15 protein-coding genes are annotated in these 20,615 nt (G+C 51.9%); 4 read left to right on the plus strand and 11 right to left on the minus strand.

Features of this window, described 5'->3' with window-relative positions:
* Positions 1–102 precede the first annotated feature (102 nt).
* Entirely contained in the window at positions 103–1,500 is a 1,398-nt protein-coding gene (lysC, locus tag GA565_RS23245) for a lysine-sensitive aspartokinase 3 (RefSeq protein WP_152201148.1), read from the plus strand.
* A gap of 119 nt (positions 1,501–1,619) precedes the next feature.
* Positions 1,620–2,555: a ketopantoate/pantoate/pantothenate transporter PanS gene (gene panS, locus GA565_RS23250; RefSeq protein WP_152201150.1), complete on the plus strand. Its 936-nt coding sequence runs from the start codon at positions 1,620–1,622 to the stop codon at positions 2,553–2,555.
* A gap of 78 nt (positions 2,556–2,633) precedes the next feature.
* Here the strand turns inward: panS and GA565_RS23255 are convergent, their stop codons facing one another.
* From GA565_RS23255 to GA565_RS23285, 7 genes are all read right to left on the minus strand, one after another.
* Positions 2,634–4,289: a Na/Pi cotransporter family protein gene (locus GA565_RS23255; protein ID WP_152201151.1), complete on the minus strand. Its 1,656-nt coding sequence runs from the start codon at positions 4,287–4,289 to the stop codon at positions 2,634–2,636.
* Between the two features lie 15 nt (positions 4,290–4,304).
* Entirely contained in the window at positions 4,305–4,961 is a 657-nt protein-coding gene (locus GA565_RS23260; RefSeq protein ID WP_152201153.1) for an HAD family phosphatase, read from the minus strand.
* Positions 4,958–5,950: an ABC transporter ATP-binding protein gene (locus GA565_RS23265; protein ID WP_152201155.1), complete on the minus strand. Its 993-nt coding sequence runs from the start codon at positions 5,948–5,950 to the stop codon at positions 4,958–4,960. Before GA565_RS23265 ends, GA565_RS23260 begins: the two co-directional genes overlap by 4 nt.
* A gap of 1 nt (position 5,951) precedes the next feature.
* Entirely contained in the window at positions 5,952–6,737 is a 786-nt protein-coding gene (locus GA565_RS23270) for an ABC transporter permease (RefSeq protein WP_055774122.1), read from the minus strand.
* Between the two features lie 38 nt (positions 6,738–6,775).
* Complete coding sequence (locus GA565_RS23275; RefSeq protein ID WP_152201157.1) at positions 6,776–7,615, minus strand: ABC transporter permease subunit; 840 nt, start codon at positions 7,613–7,615, stop codon at positions 6,776–6,778.
* Between the two features lie 18 nt (positions 7,616–7,633).
* The gene (locus GA565_RS23280) at positions 7,634–8,431 is read right to left on the minus strand and encodes an alkaline phosphatase family protein (RefSeq protein ID WP_152201159.1); all 798 of its coding nucleotides are present in this window, start codon (positions 8,429–8,431) and stop codon (positions 7,634–7,636) included.
* Between the two features lie 282 nt (positions 8,432–8,713).
* Positions 8,714–9,772, minus strand: a complete 1,059-nt coding sequence (locus GA565_RS23285) for an ABC transporter substrate-binding protein (RefSeq protein ID WP_152201160.1) — start codon at positions 9,770–9,772, stop codon at positions 8,714–8,716.
* Between the two features lie 202 nt (positions 9,773–9,974).
* On the opposite strand from GA565_RS23285, the gene GA565_RS23290 reads away from it, so the two are divergent.
* A complete protein-coding gene (locus tag GA565_RS23290; protein ID WP_152201162.1) occupies positions 9,975–10,685 on the plus strand; it encodes a UTRA domain-containing protein in 711 nt (236 codons plus the stop codon).
* A gap of 61 nt (positions 10,686–10,746) precedes the next feature.
* Here GA565_RS23290 and metH read toward each other — a convergent pair whose 3' ends face one another.
* The gene (gene metH / locus GA565_RS23295) at positions 10,747–14,448 is read right to left on the minus strand and encodes a methionine synthase (protein WP_152201719.1); all 3,702 of its coding nucleotides are present in this window, start codon (positions 14,446–14,448) and stop codon (positions 10,747–10,749) included.
* 213 nt (positions 14,449–14,661) lie between these two features.
* Between metH and iclR the strand changes: the two genes are divergently transcribed.
* Positions 14,662–15,504: a glyoxylate bypass operon transcriptional repressor IclR gene (gene iclR, locus GA565_RS23300; RefSeq protein ID WP_193312010.1), complete on the plus strand. Its 843-nt coding sequence runs from the start codon at positions 14,662–14,664 to the stop codon at positions 15,502–15,504.
* Positions 15,505–15,527: 23 nt separating this feature from the next.
* On the opposite strand, the gene aceK is transcribed toward iclR, so the two are convergent.
* The 3 genes from aceK to aceB all read right to left on the minus strand — a co-directional run bounded on the left by aceK (position 15,528) and on the right by aceB (position 20,268).
* Entirely contained in the window at positions 15,528–17,261 is a 1,734-nt protein-coding gene (gene aceK / locus GA565_RS23305; RefSeq protein WP_152201163.1) for a bifunctional isocitrate dehydrogenase kinase/phosphatase, read from the minus strand.
* Positions 17,262–17,325: 64 nt separating this feature from the next.
* Complete coding sequence (gene aceA, locus GA565_RS23310; RefSeq protein WP_152201165.1) at positions 17,326–18,636, minus strand: isocitrate lyase; 1,311 nt, start codon at positions 18,634–18,636, stop codon at positions 17,326–17,328.
* Between the two features lie 33 nt (positions 18,637–18,669).
* A complete protein-coding gene (gene aceB / locus GA565_RS23315) occupies positions 18,670–20,268 on the minus strand; it encodes a malate synthase A (protein ID WP_152201167.1) in 1,599 nt (532 codons plus the stop codon).
* Positions 20,269–20,615: the final 347 nt, after the last annotated feature.

Below are 20,615 nucleotides of genomic sequence, written 5' to 3' on the forward strand. Positions count from 1 at the left end.
GCATCTCTACGTCTGCTCCCGTTTCCCGCTCTACCCTTGTGCCAAGGAATATGCAATTAAAAAGGCCGTCATAAACATGGCGACCCTGACACGAGGTTTTACATGAATCAAGCAACACTCCGCAACGCCGACCCGACGCCTTTGAGCAGCACGGTCATTGCCAAATTTGGTGGCACCAGCGTGGCGGACTTCGAAGCGATGAACCGCAGCGCCGACGTTGTACTCTCCAATCCTGATGTTCGAGTCGTCGTACTCTCCGCCTCTGCTGGCGTAACGAATCTGCTGGTTGAACTGGCCGAAGGTTCCGACAGCGCGCGCCGCGTATTCCTGCTCGACGAAATTCGCCGCATCCAAAACGCTATTATCGACCGCCTGGACAAGCCTGAGGTTATCCATGAAGAGATAGAGCGGATGCTGGAAAACATCAGCATGCTTTCTGAAGCGGCAAGCCTCGCCACCTCGAGTGCATTGACCGATGAACTGGTCAGCCACGGTGAAATGATGTCGACCCTGCTGTTTGTCGAAATTCTTCGCCAGCGCAACGTTTCCGCCGAGTGGTTTGACGTGCGCAAAATCATGCGCACCAACGACCGCTTTGGCCGCGCCGAGCCAGACACTCAGATACTGTATGATCTGGCAAGCCAGCAGCTGCTGCCGCGTCTGAAGGAAGCACTGATTATTACTCAGGGCTTTATTGGCTCGGAACCTAAAGGCCGCACCACCACGCTGGGTCGCGGCGGCAGTGACTATACTGCAGCCCTGCTGGGTGAAGCGCTGCACGCGTCCCGCGTTGATATCTGGACCGACGTTCCGGGCATTTACACCACCGATCCCCGTCTGGTTCCGGCGGCTAAACGCATTGATCGTATTGCGTTTGAAGAAGCGGCTGAAATGGCCACCTTCGGCGCCAAAGTTTTGCATCCGGCCACGCTGCTGCCCGCGGTTCGCCGAGGTATTCCGGTGTTTGTGGGTTCAAGCAAAGACCCGTCCGCCGGTGGAACGCTGGTCTGCAACACCACTGAAAATCCGCCGCTGTTCCGCGCGCTGGCGCTGCGCCGCAAGCAGACGCTGCTCACGTTGCACAGCCTGAGCATGCTGCATTCGCAAGGTTTTCTGGCCGAAGTTTTCAGCATCCTCGCGCGTCATAATATCTCCGTGGATTTGATTACCACCTCCGAAGTCAGCATCGCGTTGACGCTCGATACCACCGGGTCTACCTCGTCCGGTGAGAGCCTGCTGACCACCTCGCTGTTGACCGAGCTTTCATCACTGTGTCGCGTCGAGGTTGAAGAGAATCTGGCGCTGATAGCGATCATCGGCAACAAGCTTTCTCAAGCCTGCGGCGTGGGCAAAGAAGTCTTTGGTGTGTTGGACCCGTTTAACATTCGCATGATTTGTTACGGTGCCAGCAGCTATAACCTGTGCTTCCTGGTTCCGGGCGATGATGCTAATCAGGTCGTTCAAAAACTGCATCATAATTTATTCGAGCAAAATCAATAGACTATAGATTACAGCAAGCCAGATAATTAAGCCGGATCGAAAGATCCGGTTTTTTTTACCAAGAAAAACACAACATTAAAAACTATTAAATTATAACAAGACACTGAGGATCACTCTGCATGTTAGCCAAAATTACACGCCTGTTCCCCCTGTGGGCCGTTTTACTGGCCGTCGCCGCCTATTACACGCCCACGACCTTTACCCCCATCGGCCCGCACGTCAGCACCCTATTGATGCTGATTATGTTTGCAATGGGTGTAACGCTAGAATTTGGCGATTTTAAACGCGTGCTTTCTCGGCCCGCGCCGGTTGCCGCCGCCACTTTCCTGCATTATTTGGTGATGCCGCTGGCTGCATGGCTCTTAGCGAAGCTGTTCCACATGCCTGATGATCTGGCAGCCGGTATGATTCTGGTGGGCAGCGTTGCCAGCGGAACGGCGTCCAACGTGATGATTTACCTGGCCAAAGGAGACGTGGCACTTTCTGTGACCATCTCCTCCGTCTCTACGTTGGTCGGCGTATTCGCCACGCCGCTGCTTACTCGTCTTTATGTGGATACGCACATCAAAGTTGACGTCGAGGGCATGCTGTTGAGTATTCTACAAATTGTCGTGATCCCTATTTTGGCCGGTTTGATTATTCACCACCTGTTCACGAAAGCCGTCAAACGCATCGAGCCTTTCCTGCCGCTGTTCTCGATGGTCTGCATTCTGGCTATCATCAGCGCAGTGATCGCCGGGAGCCAGGGTTTGATTGGCTCGGTAGGACTGGTAGTGGTTATCGCGGTGATTCTGCACAATGCCATTGGCCTGCTCAGCGGTTACTTTGGCGGTAAGCTGTTTGGATTTGATGAAACCACCTGCCGCACCATTGCGCTGGAAGTGGGCATGCAAAACTCCGGTTTGGCCGCCACGTTGGGCAAACTTTACTTCACTCCAATAGCAGCGCTGCCGGGCGCAATCTTCTCGGTATGGCACAACCTCTCCGGCTCGCTGCTGGCCGGTTACTGGTCGGGTCGTCCGGTGAAGAAAGAGCAGAAATCCGTTGAGGAATAATCTGCGCTGACAGACAAATTGGATTGATAAAAAAAGGGTCGCGAGAATATCGCGACCCTTTTTTACATCCGGTAACCTTTATTTAGCCAAGCCGGGTACGTCGTCCAAATCTTCACGTTCGTCGTCTTTTTCGTCTTTATCCAGCACGTTGTAGGCAACAGCGCAGAACAACGAGTTCAGGCGTTTCATGTCGCCCAGCAGTCCAAGGTGCAGCGAGCTGGTTTCAATACTTTGTACGTTGTGCTGATGCAGTCTGTCGACGTGGGCGTGCGCATAACGGCGGTCAAGCAGGCGGAAACGATGCTTGGAACGACGCAGTCTTTTTGCACTTGTTAAGTCATTTGAAAGGAATACCGACAGGCTAAGACGCAGGTTATCCACCAGCTTCTCATGCAAATTGTCGAGCTCGCCCAGTCCCTCCGCCGAGAACGCGCGTCGGGTATCGTGAGACTTGGCGGTGATATCACCGGTCATGCGCTCGATAATATCGCCGGCCTGCTCAAGGTTAAGCGCCATTTCGATGATTTCGGCCCAGCGGCGAGAGTCGTCTTCTCCCAAGTCCTCTTTATGAATTTGTGCCAGATAGAGTTTGATCGCGGTATACAGCACGTCGACATCGTCATCCAGGCGGCGAACCTCACGGTCATTAGTTATCTTTCCATGCATCACTTCATGCTGCAGGATAAGCATATGTTCAACCACGTCACCCATGCGCAGCGTCTCGCGCGCGGCATTGGCCAGTGCCAACGTTGGGGTGTCGATAGCGCTGACGTCTAAATGGCGCGGGCGCAAACGTGGGTCATCTTCGGGCACATCGGCAATCCACAGCTCACAGATTCTTGCCATCATGCCCGCCATTGGCACCAGCGCCAGACAGCGGATCAGGTTATAGAAGACGTGGAAATAGATAACCAATTCCTCATCGGGGATACCAATTTTAGCCAGCAGGCCGGTCAATGGCCCGATAAAGGGCAGCACGATCACGCAGCCAATCAGCTTGAAAAGTAGGCTCCCCAATGCAACCCGTCGGCCTGCAGCATTTTGTTTACTGGCGTTGATCATCGCCAAAATACCGCTACCGAGGTTGGCACCAATAACCAGACACAGCGAAACTTTCAACGAGATAACGCCGGTAGCCGCAAGCGTTGCCGTTAACAGAACGGCAGCAAGGCTGGAATAACTGATGATGGCAAATACGGCACCGGTCAGGGCATCAAGAAGGGTATCGCCGGTTAGCGACGAGAACAGCACCTTCACCCCAGACGCCTGAGTAATCGGCGTGGCGGCACTGACGATGAGTTCGAGAGCGAGCAGAATCAGTCCCAGACCAATTCCGACCCGCCCCATCTGCCCCGCCCGCGTCTGTTTGCGGCTCAGGAAGAACGACACGCCAACGAAGATAAGCAGCGGAGAAAGCCATGAAAGGTCGAAGGTAAGCACCCGCGCCATAAGCGCGGTGCCGACATCGGCGCCAAGAATAATCACCAACGCCGGGGAAAGCGCGACCAGCCCCTGGGAGACAAACGAAGTCACCAGCAGTGCCGTGGCGTTGCTGCTTTGCACCAGCGCCGTAACGCCGATACCCGAAACAAACGCCAGAGGTTTCTTTTCAACACTGCTGCTGAGAACGCGGCGCAAATTGGCACCAAACACGCGCATGATGCCAGTACGCACAATATGCGTACCCCATACGAGTAATGAAACAGCAGAAAGCAAATGAAGAAGAGTTAACACTAAAAAATAGCTCCTTTAGCGCCAGGCATGAATAGGCCATCCTGCCTGCCTGGCGTGTTGGAGCAGGATAGCATCCGGATTAATGGCCACCGGATTGCCGACCAGGGTTAACAGCGGCAAATCGTTGTGCGAATCCGAATAAAAACGGGCGTGCTCAAGCTGGCTCGAGTCCTGATTTAACAAGCTCATCAGCCGGGAGACTTTCCCTTCACGGAAAGTCAGCACGCCTTGCGTAAAGCCGGTATACCGGCCGTCGACAATCTCAACGCCGATGGCCAGGGTTTCGTCCACGCCAAGAAATCTGGCAATGGCCGCAACCAGATGCTCGCCCGAGGCGGAAATAATAATAATCCGGCAGCCCTGAGCGTGATGCTCGTCCAGACAGGCGCGCGCATCGTTATACACCCGCTCGGCAATAACCTCATGAACGAACCGCTCAACCATTGCGCTTACGTCGGGCACACTTCTGCCTTTCAGCGGGGTCAGCGTCCAATTCATGTATTCAGTCATGTCCATTTGACCTATTGCATACAGACGCATCATTTCGGCGTCCTGCTGCAAAAATATTTCCGGGTCGGCGACCCAACCCTGCTCAACCATAAAGGCTGACCACAGGCTGGAACAGTCACCACCAATCAGCGTTTCATCAAGATCAAATAGCGCCAGATTCATGCAACTTCCCGTAAGGTATCAAGATCTAACTGTAGACCAATATCGGTTCCATCAGCGATGAGTGACGCAACGGAGCGGTTTAAAACGTCCACGGATAACTCGACATTGTGAGCCAGAACACGATAACGAACGACGTTACCCAGCAGGCTGTGATTGATAATTCGGGCTGGAATACCCTGTTGTGGGGCACAAAAAGCGATCGACTCGGGCCTTATCGCCACCTGTGAAGGGTAGCTTTGGCCGGTCAGGGCATGTGCCTGCTCAGCGGTGAGCAGGTTATAACTGCCAATAAATCCTGCCGCGAAAGCATTTACCGGAGCAGTATACAATGTTTCAGCATCGCCATTCTGTACGATTTGTCCTTTATTCATCAGAACAATGCGGTCAGACATGGTCAACGCCTCCTCCTGATCATGAGTCACAAAGATGGCGGTGAGGTTCATCTCGCGCTGAATACGGCGGATTTGTTCACGTAAATGCCTACGAATGCGCGCATCCAGCGCCGAAAGCGGTTCATCGAGCAGCAACAGTCGAGGCTGCGTCACCAGCGAACGCGCCAGAGCCACGCGTTGACACTGGCCTCCTGAAAGCTGATGAGGATAACGACGAGCAAATTCGTTTAATTCCACCAGCGCCAACACTTCAGCCACCCTGCGTTTGACTTCACTGGTTGAGAGTTTCTGCATTTTCAGGCCGAACGCGACGTTGCCCTCAACCGTCATATTAGGGAACAGCGCATAGCTCTGAAACACCATGCCAATGCCGCGTTTTTGTGGCGTAAGCGGGACAATGTCTTGCCCCTGCAGAATGATTTTTCCACTGTCAACCGAGGTCAGACCCGCCAGACAGCGCAGCAGCGTTGATTTTCCACAGCCACTTGGTCCAAGTAGGGTGACAAACTCGCCCTCTTTGGCGCTGAAATCAATATTATTGAAAATCTGCGTTTGACCGTAGTGCTTGTTGAGTTGGGTGACTTCTAAATAGGACATATCAGCGCTTCCCTTTATTCAGAACGTTGGCCACCCAAGTAAATGCCAGGACGACCACGAAATAGGAGATGACCAATGCGCTGGTAAAATGGCCGCTGCCATTGCGCATGTTGTAGAGATAAACCTGCAGCGTTTCATAGCGGCTGCCGACCAATAGGTTAGCAAACACAAACTCACCGATTAAAAACGAGAACGACAGCAGCACGGCAATCGACGCGCCGTTGCGCAAGTTTGGCAAAATCACCATCAGCGCGGCTTTCCAGGTGCTGGCACCGAGTAAATGCGCCGCGTCCATCAGGTCGCGCATATTAATCGCCTGAATGTTGTTGGAGATGGCCCGATAAATAAACGGCAATGCAATGGTGAAATAACAGCCAATCAAAATCCACGGCGTGCCGGTCAACTCAAATGGCGGTGAGGAATACAGCTCCATCAGGCCGACCGAAGACACTACCGGCGGCACGGCAAAGGGCAGCAGGATCAGCACATTCATCAGGGCATCAAGCCTTGGGAAGTAGTAAGCGATCACAAACATAAGCGGCAGGATCAGCACCATCGAGAGTAAAAGCGTGCCGAAGCACACCAGCAGCGAATGCCCTAATGCCACCAGAAAACGCGGATCGCTCCATAGGGCTATCAACCATTTGAGGGTGAATCCGCTGGGTAAAATCGTCGCCCCCCAGTCTTCCACCAGCGCATAAATTAGCGTCGCCGCCAGCGGCAAGAGAAGAACGATAAACAGCAACCACACGATGAGCCGATGATAAATGCTTTCAGCACGTGACATGATTTGCCTCCAGGACCAGAATATTCACAGAATTAGCCTTAACGAACATTGAGATAGCTCCTGCGCAATATCCACTGATGTACCAGTGTAATGACTGCCATTAACAGCACGAGCAAAATCGCCAGGGCACTGCCCATATTCGGGTCGAGGGAGATATCACCCGATACCAGTGCGGCAATGCGCACAGGCACCACGTTAAAGTTACCGGTAGTCAGCGCATAAACCGTCGCGTAGGCTCCGAGCGCGTTAGCCAGCAAAATGACGAAAGTACCCATCAGAGCCGGCGCAAGCACCGGCAAACCAATGTAACGCCAGAAGCGCCATTTCCCCGCGCCCAACAAGGCTGCCGACTCTTTCCAGTCTTCACGCAGTCCGTCGAAAGCCGGGTAAAGCAGCAGCACGCCCAAGGGGATTTGAAAATAGGTGTACAGCACGATCAGGCCGTCTTTTGAGTACAAATTGAAAGTACTCATCAGGCCATAATTACGCATTATCAGCGTCAGCGTGCCGTTGAGTCCCAGCAGAATGACGAAGGCAAAAGCCAAGGGCACGCCGGCAAAATTACTGGTCATGTTGGTAAAGGACATCACAAAATCGTGCAGCTTGGTAGGGCCTAGCTGGCGAAGTGAGTAACTACCAACTAGAGCAATCAGTAAACCGTACAGACTCGACCAGACCGAAATATCCAACGAGAATTTAATCGCCTGCAGATAAAAAGGTGAGGTCAATATGTCGCTGTAGTTACCAAAACCCCAGGCTTCGTAGGTGTCGCTATAAAAGCTGCTCACCGCGACCCACACCAGAGGTGCAAGCTGGAAAGCAATAAAGAACACCGCGAAAGGCAGCACAAACAGCAGAGCGAGCCACTTAGCTTTCATCCGTTATCCTCGGCGTTTTCAGACCAGTAAATCCGCGCAGTGCGGTTTGTCGTGGCTGATATTGAGTAATTGGCAAACGGTGCCGCAAAGTTCAGTTTGTAACGGCTCGGCATCAGCCATGCTGAATGCGCTGCCAAATACAAACATCGGCACCTGACGCTCTTCGTCAAGAATTCCGCCGTGGCTGTGGTCGTTATTCATGCCGTGATCGGCGGTGACAATCACCTGGTAACCCTCGGCTAACCAGTTATCAAGATAGTGAGAAAGAATTCCGTCGGCGACGCGCGCTTTGTTGCGATATTGCATCGAGTCCAATCCAAACTTATGGCCGGTATCATCGATATTCATCGGATGAATCAGCAAAAAGTCAGGGTCGTGCTTGAGGCGTAGACTTTCCGCATCGTCAAACAAATGGGAGTCGGGATAGGTATCGTCGTAATAGAAATGCCCGTGCTGGATGGTCAGGCTTTTATCGTCGGTATGGCGATCGCGCGCTGGGGTAAAAGGCGTACGGTTGTAAAGCTCGCTAACCCAGTGATAGGCCGCTGCTGCCGTTGTTAATCCTGCATCGCGTGCATAATGAAAAATGCTGCGCTGGGTCGATAAACGGTCAACGTGGTTGTGAACAATTCCACTGACCACCGGCGTTACGCCGGTAAGAATGCACTCATACAGCGGTCGTGACAGCGAAGGCAATTCGCATTCCAGTTGATATAAGCGCCCGCGTCCTGCGGCACACTGTGCCTGTAAATATCCCATTGCATCGCGGGCTACCTGAAAGTTCAGGCCGTCCAATACCACCAGAATGCTTTTCATTACGTGTGACCCTGATAAATTTATAAAAATTCAACACATGTCGAAGGCGATGATTTTTTAGTAACGATCTATTTAGCTTTAGTGAGAGCAACACCGTTCAATATTCTCACCAGAGTATTACCTGAAACATTTCCCTCCTCTTGAAGCCAGGAAAATGCATCCTCTAAAGATTTCGCGTTGCAGAAAGGCGGCGACCGAGTGTTTCCCGGGAGCTTACTGAAGTAAGTGACCGGGAAACGAGAGGGAGGCCAACGCCCCTGCGGCGCGAAAGATGACGAGGATTTATTGCTGCATGTTGATCATGACGTCTTCTTGCCACAAACGAGGGAGAGTCTTAGAACTCTTGTTCCAGGCTTCTGGGTCAGCAATCGGATGGGCATTAGCGTATTCACTGTTTGGCAGCAGTTTAGCTTTGACGTCATCTGGCAGAGTCAGATGTTCTGCGCGAATAGGTCGTGCATAACCGCGTGCCAGGTTGATTTGGCCAGCGTCGGAGAAGATATATTCGCGTGCCCACTTAGCGGCGTTAGGGTGCTTGCCGTATTTATTGATGATAGTTGAATAACCGGAGGTGATGCTGCCGTCAGACGGGATAACAACGTCAAAACGGGTTTTATCAATCTGGTCACGGTAGTTCAGGCCGTTGAAGTCCCATACTACGCCAACTTGCACTTCACCTTTTTCCAGCGAAGCAATGACCGGATCCGTCAGGCTCAGACGACCTGCTTTAGCCAGCTTGGCAAAATACTCCAGGCCAGGCTTGAGGTTTTTCTCGTTGCCGCCCATCGCGTAAGTGGCCGCCAGCACGCCGTTAGCGGCCTGAGCTGCGGTGCTCACGTCACCGATAGTCACTTTGTATTTGCCTTTCAGCAGGTCAGCCCAGCTGTGCGGCTCATCTTTAACCTGTGATTTATCAATGATAAACGCGATAGTGCCGGTGTAGGCCAACACCCAGTTACCGTCTTTGTCTTTTGCCCAGGCAGGAACCTGATCCCAGGTACTTGGTTTATAAGGTAGAGTTACGCCCTCTTTCACCGCAACCGGACCAAAAGCGGCACCCACGTCACCGATGTCAGCGCTGGCATTATTTTTCTCCGCCAGGAATTTGGCGATTTCCTGCGCCGAACTCATGTCGGTATCACTGTGTTTGATGCCGTATTTGGTGTTTAAATCATTCCAGGTATCTTTCCAGTTTGCCCATGAGTCAGGCATCCCGACGCTGTTTACCGTACCTTCAGCTTTAGCGGCTTTCTCAAGATCCGCGAGAGATTCGGCGGCAAATGCCGTCGTGGTGGTCATTACCAGCGCGGTGGTTAACACAGAAGCGAACAACTGTTTCATAACTGATGCTCCAGATGATAGTGTGTATGAGTGCTGGTCTAGTCCAGCAAGAACCAAGCCAATCTAACGATCGTTTGTGATAATTATATGACAGCGTGAAAAAGCAGCATTTTTAAGCTCATCGCTGTTAGCGAGTGCACAAATTTTCGACCTTTATTTGCCATTGTGGTGCAAAAACGCACTGAAATGAGGCTGAAGACCAATGAGTGAATCGCAGACCACCGTAGCAACCATCTGCCAGACACTGAGTGCACAGATAGCTGCCGGACTGTATTGTGCCGAGGGACGACTGCCTTCGGAAAGAACGCTGAGCGAGCAGTTCTCAACCACGCGAATAACGTTGCGCGAGTCACTGGGTCAACTTGAGGCCCAAGGGCTGATTTATCGTGAAGTGCGCCGCGGATGGTTTATCTCCCCACCGCGTATCCTGTACAACCCGCTGCAACGCAGCCATTTCCACGCGATGGTTCAAGAACAGGGCCGTATTGCGCAAACAGAACTGATTGACGCCAGCCGGCTAAAAGCCAGTGACAGTCTGTGTCAAAAGCTTAATCTGCCACTGCAAAGTGACATTTATTGCATTCGGCGGCTGCGATATATCGACGGTCGTGCGGTGCTTTACGTTGAGCACTACCTTAATCCGCAATTTTTCCCCGATATTCTTCACGCCGACCTGACTCAATCGCTGACTGACCTGTATTTATCTCGCTATGGCATAAAGTATGGCCGAGTGCGTTTTGATATGGTGCCAACCCGTTTGCCACAGGAGGCGTCAGATGCATTGAAAGTGACGGCGGGAAGCCCGGCGCTATTTATTACCAGGATCAACCGCGATCAGCAGGATCGGGTTATTGACTGCGATCTTGAATACTGGCGCTATGATGCCTTACAGATCGACGTTGAGGTGGGGTAAAAACGTTTACAGTTCCCCCTCCTTGTCCCTTTGGGAAGGGACAAGGAGGGGGAGAGAAATATTAATCGGCATCGTAGCCAAGATTAGGTGCCAACCAGCGCTCGACCTCGGAAACAGACATGCCCTTGCGTGCCGCATAATCTTCGACCTGATCGCGCTGAATCTGGGCAACCGCAAAGTACTTGCTGTCCGGGTGGCTGAAATACCAACCAGAAACGGCGGCGCCAGGCCACATGGCGAACGATTCGGTCAGTTGCATACCGGTATGGGTTTCAACGTCCAGCAGCTTCCAGATCTGGCCTTTTTCGGTATGTTCCGGACAGGCAGGATAACCCGGAGCAGGACGAATGCCCTGATAGTTCTCGCGGATCAGCTCCTCATTACTCAACTTCTCATCGGCAGCAAAGCCCCAGTGGACCTTGCGCACCTGTTCGTGCAGATATTCTGCAAACCCTTCAGCTAATCGGTCTGACAGCGCTTTAATCATTATTTTATTGTAATCATCGTGCTGCCGGTCATAAGCCTCGGCCAGCGCGTCTTCTTCCAAACCGCCGGTTACCGCGAAGGCTCCCATATAATCAGCTTTACCGCTGGATTTTGGTGCCACAAAGTCCGCCAGGCAGTAGTTAGCAAAGTCTGTTTTTTCAGTTTGCTGACGCAGATGATGACTGACCACCAGCACTTCATCTCGGCTTTCATCGCGGTAAATTTCAATATCATCGCCGACGCGATTTGCCGGGAACAGCCCGAAAACGCCGCGGGGATTAAGCAGCTTTTCATTCGAGAGCTTATCAAGCAGGTCATTGGCGTCCTGGAACAGGCGTTTAGCCTCTTCACCCACGATTTCGTCTTCCAGAATACGCGGATATTTACCTGCCAGAGACCAGGTCATGAAAAATGGGGTCCAGTCGATGTAGTGACGCAGCGTTTCAACGCTGGCTTCAATCTGCTGAATGCCTAAATGCTGGGCGACCGGCGGCGTATAGTTTTCCCAGTCAAGAGCACTGGCATTCGCGCGCGCAGTGTCGAGGCTAACCGGTGGCGTACGCGGCTTTTTGCGGGCGTGCTGTATGCGTACCGTCTCGTATTCTTTACGCGTTTTTTCAACAAACACATCGCGCTGCGTGTCTGACAACAGGGCTGACACCACCCCTACAGAACGCGAGGCATTCTGCACATAGGTGGTTGAGCCGTGATAATTTTGTTCAATTTTTACTGCCGTGTGCGCTTTTGAAGTCGTCGCTCCGCCAATCAGTAAGGGAATGGTGAAACCCCGGCGCTGCATTTCTTTGGCGACGTTAACCATTTCATCAAGAGACGGTGTTATCAGACCAGAAAGGCCAATAATATCCACCTTCTCTTCAATGGCGGTTTTCAGAATTTTATCGGTCGGCACCATCACGCCCAAATCGATAATTTCGTAATTATTACACTGCAACACAACGCCGACGATGTTCTTGCCGATGTCATGCACGTCGCCTTTCACCGTCGCCAGCAGAATTTTACCGTTGGTTTTACCCTTCTCCTTGCTGGCTTCAATGTACGGCTGCAGATAGGCAACCGCCTGCTTCATAACACGGGCGGATTTCACCACCTGCGGCAGGAACATTTTCCCCTCGCCGAACAGATCGCCCACCACGTTCATGCCGTCCATCAGTGGACCTTCAATCACTTCAATTGGGCGAGCGGAGAGTTGACGAGCCTCTTCGGTATCGAGCTCAATAAATTCGGTGATACCTTTTACCAGTGAATATTCGAGACGTTTTCTCACTTCCCAGCCGCGCCATTCCGCCTGCTGTTTGTTGGCTTCGCCGCCGTCTTTGCTACCTCGGTATTTCTCGGCCAAATCAAGAAGGCGTTCTGTTCCGTCCTCTCGACGGTTGAGGATCACATCTTCAACCGCATTACGCAGCTCGTCGCTTAAATCGTCGTAAATCGCCAGCTGACCGGCATTGACGATACCCATATCCATGCCGTTACGAATGGCGTGATACAGGAATACGGCGTGAATGGCTTCACGTACGGGGTCATTCCCGCGAAACGAAAAGGAAACGTTGGAAACGCCGCCAGAAATCATCGCATGAGGAAGCTCGGCCTTAATGTCGGCACAGGCCTCGATAAAATCTACCGCGTAGTTATTATGCTCTTCGATACCGGTCGCAACGGCGAAAATATTCGGGTCGAAAATGATGTCTTCGGGTGGAAAGCCCACTTCTTTGGTCAACAGATTGTAGGCGCGACGGCAAATTTCTATTTTACGCGCCCGCGTATCGGCCTGACCCATTTCGTCAAAAGCCATCACCACCATGGCAGCACCGTAACGGCGCACCTTGCGAGCGTGCTTGAGGAAAGCCTCTTCCCCTTCTTTCATTGAAATTGAGTTAACAATCCCCTTGCCCTGAATACATTTCAGCCCTTTTTCAATGACGTCCCATTTTGAGGAGTCAATCATAATAGGCACACGTGCGATATCAGGCTCACCGGCAATCAAATTCAGAAACTTTACCATCGCAGCTTCGGCATCGAGCATGCCTTCGTCCATGTTGATATCGATGATTTGCGCACCGCTTTCAACCTGCTGACGCGCCACGGCCAGCGCTTCCAAATATTTCTCTTCTTTAATGAGCTTTTTGAAACGGGCAGAACCCGTGACGTTGGTACGCTCACCGACGTTAACAAACAGCGTTTTGGGGTCGATGGTCAAAGGTTCGAGACCCGCAAGACGACAGGCAACCGGAATTTCAGGCAGCTTGCGCGGTGGAACGCCTTCAAGCACCTTAACGATTGCCGCAATGTGTGCTGGCGTGGTGCCGCAGCAGCCCCCCACAATGTTCAGGAATCCAGAACGTGCCCACTCGCCAATGTGCTCGGCCATCTCTTTGGCTTCAAGGTCATACTCACCAAAGGCGTTGGGCAAACCGGCATTCGGGTGCGCGGTAACGTAGCACTCGGAAATGCGCGACAGCTCGGCAACGTATTGACGTAGCTCGTCTGGACCCAAGGCACAGTTAAGGCCAAAGGTCAGCGGCTTGACGTGGCGCAGCGAGTTATAAAACGCCTCCGTCGTTTGACCCGACAGGGTGCGACCGGATGCATCGGTAATGGTGCCCGAGATCATCACCGGCAGCAGTACGCCCATCTCTTCAAACACGGTTTCAACGGCAAAGGTCGCCGCCTTGGCGTTCAAGGTGTCGAAGATCGTCTCAACCATGATCAGATCCGCACCGCCTTCGATCAATGCACGGGTCGATTCACAATAGGCCTCGACCAGTTGATCGAATGAGACGTTGCGGTATGCAGGATCGTTGACGTCAGGAGAGATCGACGCCGTGCGGTTGGTTGGGCCCAGTACCCCAGCCACATAACGCGGTTTCTCCGGCGTGCGCGCGGTCCATTCGTCGGCACAGATGCGGGCAAGCCGCGCCGCCTCATAGTTTATCTCGGCTGAAAGCGACGCCATGTGGTAATCGGCCATGGCGATGGTGGTAGAGTTAAAGGTATTAGTTTCAAGGATGTCGGCACCGGCTTCAAGATAGCCATAGTGGATAGCCGTGATAACCTCTGGCTTGGTCAGCACCAACAGGTCGTTGTTACCTTTGAGATCGCTTTCCCAATCGGCAAAACGTTCGCCGCGATAGTCTTCTTCTTCAAGATGGTAGCTTTGGATCATGGTGCCCATGCCACCGTCCAGAACGAGAATGCGATTCGCTAGCTGTTCATGCAGTGCTTCAACTCGATTTGTCACTTTCACCTCATCACTCATCACCGGCAATCATCCTAGCATACCTTGACTGGGCGCAGTGTTCGCCTGGATGTGAGACTTTTTCATCAAATCCTCGAGCCTTATTCCAATGCCTATGCAACACATCGGATGAGCGCAAAACCTGTTTGCGATCCATACTGTAAAAACGAAAACGAATTCCAAAATAATATTTTAATGCCGGTATCTTAGGCAACGCTGACAAGGGAAAGCATGATGGTGACTTCTTCAGCCACAGCGGTAAAACGCACAAAGAAAGCGAAAAACACAACGGCCAGCGCCAGTGCAGCAACCGGTCAGGTTCAGTCTTTAACGCGCGGTTTGAAACTGCTGGAATATATTGCCGAGGCGCAGGGCAGCGTGGCACTAACCGATCTTGCACAGCAGGCCGGGCTGCCTAATTCAACCACTCATCGACTGTTGACCACCATGCAGCAGCAAGGTTTTGTGCGCCAAGTAGGAGATTTGGGGCTGTGGACAATTGGTTCACACGCCTTTGTCGTCGGCAGCAGCTTCCTGCAAAGCCGCAACCTGCTGGCAATGGTACATCCGATGCTGCGACGTTTGATGGAAGAATCTGGAGAAACGGTAAACCTGGCGGTGCTTGATCACAGCGACTACCAGGCGATCATTATCGATCAGGTGCAGTGCAACGCGCTGATGCGCATGTCGGCACCGATTGGTGGCAAGCTGCCAATGCATGCCTCGGGGGCGGGCAAGGCCTTCCTTTCGACGCTGCCGGAAGAGCGCCTGGTAAAAATGCTGCATAAAATTGGTTTACACAGCTACACGCCACTGACTCGCACCTCACCGGCTAACCTGAAACAGGAGCTGGCCGACACCCGTAAACGCGGCTATGCCTTTGATGATGAAGAACATGCTCTGGGATTGCGCTGTGTGGCGACCTGTATTTATGATGAACACAACGATGCCTATGCGGCCATTTCCATTTCAGGGCCTATTTCAAGAATTACCGATGATCGCGTGACTGAGCTTGGCGCACTCGTTATCCACGCGGCGAAAGCAATAACCCAAGCCTACGGCGGCGGAAAACATTAATTGTGCATTCGACGGGGACAAAATCAGGCGTTTAGCGGCTGCTGAATCCTGTGGCTAAAGCGCTGTCTGCGGCGATAGGCGTAAACGTCTTCAATATGTCCATCCAGAATGCGTTGCTGCAGGCTACGCCAGTAATCGGGGCAAAACAGGTCGCCGTGCAGCACGTCAAACAGTGGGCGAAGACGTTTATCACTGCACAGAAAATAACAAAATTCCTCGGGAAAAACGTCATTCTCAGCCACGCTGTACCAAGGTCCGTTGGCCAATTCGTCTTCTGGATAAAGCGCGGGCGGCAGATTTCGGAAATTAATCTGGGTCATATAGCAAATCTCGTCGTAATCGTAAAACACGACGCGGCCGTGGCGGGTAACCCCAAAGTTCTTAAACAGCATATCGCCAGGAAAAATATTGGCCGCTGCTAACTGCTTGATAGCATTACCGTACTCTTCAATGACGTCGTGTAGTTGCTGGCACGTAGCGTGCTCAAGATAAATATTCAGCGGCGTCATGCGACGTTCAATGTATAAATGCCGCACGGCGATGCTGTCCCCCAAGTCTTCAATTTTATTGGCCGCTTCGCGCTGTAACTCTTCCATCAGCTCTGGGCTAATACGGTTCTTGGGTAAGATGAAATGCTCAAACTCCTGTGTGTCAGCCATTCTTCCGACACGGTCATGCTCTTTAACCAACTGATAGCACTCACGAACCCGCTGCTCAGTCACCTGCTTGGGAGGAGTAAAATGGTCCTTAATGACTTTAAAAACTCGATCGCTTCCGGCTAGCGTAAATACCAGCATCACCATGCCTTTCACGCCTGGAGCAATAATGAACGGCTCCTCACTTAGCGCCATATAGCGCAAATGCTCGCGATAACATTCTGTTTTTGCATGTTTTTGACAGCCAATAGCACTGTAAAGCTCGGCGGTTGTTTTAGCGGGCAATATCTCGCGCAGCCACTCAACCAATGCACCAGGATTAGGGGCATAAACCATAAAATAAGATCGAGCAAAGCCAAAGACGATGCTGGCATCATCCTGCTGGGTCAAACAGCTGTCGACAAACAGTTTGCTGTCAGGCGTTTGATGTATCGGCAGCAGGAACGGGTGAACCTGCTCACGCAGGCGAATTTTTCCGACCAGCCACGCGGCTTTATTGCGATAAAAAAGTTCGGTAGCCATTTCAAACTGCGCATCAGCGAGCGCAGTTGGCTCAAAGGCGTCGGCCAGTGCATTAGCAATAGCATCAACGTCTCTTTCAATATCGTCCCAAGCTAGCCGCAGTGGCAGTTCCATTAACAGCTTGTGCAGCAAGGTAGAAAGTTCGTCCTTATGTGCGAGAGTTCGGGCCAGTGGACGATGCAGCTGGCTGCCGCTTCCAGCATGCTGTTCACTGAAGATAAACAGTTTGTCCGCCGTTAAATCACGATGTTTAAAGATGCGACAATAGACCGAGTTAAAGAAGCTTTCGGCTATCTCGCCGCGTGGATAGTCGGGGAGCAGGTCGCTGTAGCAGGCTTTCACGCGGCTAACGAAGGCCGCGTCATAAAAGTGAGGGCCGGTAATGCATCTTAGTTGGCTGACCACTAAGCCAACATGCTGGTCATAAAGATGAATTCGCTGCTTCATTGCCTGCTGTACGGCCAACCAGTCGGCCTGTTCAAAACGGCGTTGCGCGCCGGAAGTGACTTCCAAAAAACGGCCATACTGAGCATCAAATCCTTGCAGGATCGTTTGGGCAATGAGCAGTTCGGTCTTCATCCTCTACCCTCTGTAAATTGCCTGGGTAAAAAAGGGTCCTGTTAATACCGGACCCCGGGTTATCTCAGGAAAACTGCTGCTCTTCGGTTGAGCCAGTCAGCGCGGTTACCGACGAGCGACCGCCCTGAATAATGGTGGTCACTTTGTCGAAATAACCAGTGCCGACTTCCTGTTGATGTGAGGCAAAGGTGTAACCATGCGCCACAGCATCAAACTCTGGTTGCTGCACTTTTTCGACGTAGTGTTTCATGCCTTCACCCTGTGCATAGGCATGCGCCAGATCGAACATGTTGAACCACATGCTGTGGATACCCGCCAAAGTAATAAACTGGTACTGGTAGCCCATTGTCGCCAGTTGATCCTGGAAACTGGCGATGGTCTTATCGTCCAGATTCTTCTTCCAGTTAAACGAAGGAGAGCAGTTATAGGCCAGTAATTTACCTGGGAATTGCTGATGAATGGCGTCGGCAAAGCGTTTAGCCAAAGCAAGGTCCGGCGTAGACGTTTCACACCAGACAATATCGGCATAGGCTGCATAGGCCAGGCCTCGGGAAATCGCCTGCTCTATACCGGCATGCGTGCGGTAAAAGCCTTCATGAGTGCGTTCGCCGGTAATAAACTGGCTGTCATAAGGGTCGCAGTCGGACGTCAGCAGGTCGGCGGCATCGGCATCGGTTCGCGCGACAACTAACGTTGGAACTCCAAGAACGTCCGCCGCCAAACGTGCTGATACCAGCTTCTGTACCGCTTCCTGCGTCGGAACCAACACCTTGCCGCCCATGTGTCCGCACTTTTTCACCGCGGCCAGTTGATCTTCAAAGTGCACCGCCGCGGCTCCGGCCTCAATCATCGATTTCATCAGTTCAAATGAGTTAAGCACCCCGCCAAAACCGGCCTCCGCATCGGCAACGATCGGCAGAAAATAGTCAGTGTAGCCTGACTGGCCCGGCTCAATGTTATTGGACCATTGGATTTGGTCAGCACGGCGGAACGTATTATTAATACGCGCCACCACCTCGGGCACTGAGTTTACCGGGTAAAGCGACTGATCGGGGTACATGCTCGATGCAGTATTCGCGTCGGCGGCAACCTGCCAGCCCGAAAGATAGATAGCTTCGATGCCCGCTTTGGCCTGCTGTAAAGCCTGTCCACCAGTCAACGCACCAAGACAATTCACATAGCCTTTGCGCGCTGCGCCGTGCAGGAGATTCCATAAACGCTGCGCTCCATGTTGCGCCAACGTGCACTCGGGGTTAACCGAACCACGCAGACTGATAACCTCTGCGGCAGTATAAGGACGAACAATGCCTTTCCAGCGGGGCTGCGACCACATCTCTTCAAGTTGCTGGATTTGTTGGGTACGAGTTGTTTTCATAACAGTATCTCCAGATGATTTATGGGCTTTTTATCAGGCCAGCAGCGCATAGCCTGGCAGCGTGAGGAAGTCGATCAATTCATCCTGAGTCGTGATTTTTTCCATGAGTGCCGCAGCCTCGTGAAAACGTCCTGAGCTAAACCGCTGTTCACCCAGTTCTTGCTGGATGACCTGCATCTCTTCCGCCAACATCCGTTGAAAGAGCGCTTTTGTTACCTGTTGTCCGTCGTCCAGCGTTTTGCCGTGATGGATCCACTGCCAGATGGAAGTTCGGGAGATTTCTGCGGTAGCGGCATCCTCCATTAACCCATAAATTGGCACGCAGCCATTACCTGAAATCCAGGCCTCGATGTACTGCACGGCAACGCGAATATTGGCGCGCATACCTTCGGCAGTACGTGAGCCGGAACAAGGCTCAAGCAGCGCCTCTGCGTTAATCGGCGCATCGTGTTCACGCAAGACGTCCAACTGATTTGCTCGTGTTCCCAAGGCTTTATTGAATACCGACATGGCGGTATCGGCTAAACCAGGATGTGCAATCCAGGTGCCGTCATGCCCATTCGCTGCCTCCAGCTCTTTGTCTTTTATCACTTTATTTAGCACCCATTCATTGCGCTGCGGGTCCTTACTGGGAATAAATGCCGCCATGCCGCCCATAGCAAAGGCGCCGCGTCGATGGCAGGTCTTAATTAACAATCGTGAATAAGCGCTGAGGAACGGTTGTTCCATAGTCACGACCTGACGATCGGGAAGTACGCGTTCGGGGTGATTTTTCAGTGTTTTGATATAACTGAATATATAGTCCCAACGTCCGCAGTTCAGACCCACGATATGATCTCGTAGGTGATAAAGGATTTCGTCCATTTGGAACACGGCGGGAAGAGTTTCAATCAGCACTGTCGCCTTAATCGTGCCACGCGGTAGCCCAACGCTGTCTTCGGCATAACTAAAGACCTGACTCCACCACTGCGCCTCTTTGTAAGACTGCATTTTAGGCAGGTAAAAATAGGGGCCACTGCCTTTTGCCAACAGTTCGCGGAAGTTGTGAAAGAAATAAAGGGCAAAATCAAACAGCCCGCCGGGGATCGGCTCGCCCTCCCACATCACGTGCTTTTCAGGCAGATGCATCCCTCTTACCCGACAAACTAACACTGCAGGATTCGGCTTCAGTTGATAAATCTTTCCTGATTCATTGGTATAGCTAATCGTCCCCTTTACCGCATCACGCAGATTGATCTGTCCTTCAATAACTTTTGCCCACTCGGGAGCGAGGGAGTCCTCAAAGTCAGCCATAAAGACTTTGACGTTGGCATTCAACGCATTGATGACCATTTTGCGCTCTACGGGACCGGTAATCTCGACACGCCGGTCACGCAGGTCATTGGGGATACTTTTAATTTGCCATTCAGATTCTCTAATGGAAGCCATTTCCGAAATAAAATCAGGCAGCACTCCCCTGTCTATATTGGCCTGCACAGTCTTCCTTTCGGCAAGCAGTTGACCACGGGAAGGGGTGAATTGGCTGACCAGATCGGATAAAAAGTCTATTGCCTGCTCGGTTAAAACGCTGGAGGCCTGCTCCGAGAACTGGCGTGTAAAGGCGAGTGGACTGCGGGTTATCTGCTGTGACATCAACATTCTCCTGACTTATCAAGGTAATCAGCGGTTAAATATCTGAGTGCTATGCGATTGCCTTGGCCATATACCCGACATCTCCAGAATCGTTTTGAACAACACGATCCGGCAGGTCATTTAGTAGCCAATAGAATTAAGCGTAACCAATAAATACGTAAAATCAAAAACGATTTCCATTTTTATTTAAAATAAAAATAAATATGTTTTCATTCATGATGTTAACGGAATAAATTTTTTAATTAAAACAGGAATGATTTCCACTTTTTTAAAAAAGACAGAAGAATTTTGTTCAGATTCGGGAGGAAGGGAGAATAACTGGCGTGCAAAAACGACAATGGCCAATT

The organism is Rouxiella sp. S1S-2, from assembly GCF_009208105.1.
Taxonomy (GTDB): Bacteria; Pseudomonadota; Gammaproteobacteria; order Enterobacterales; family Enterobacteriaceae; genus Rouxiella.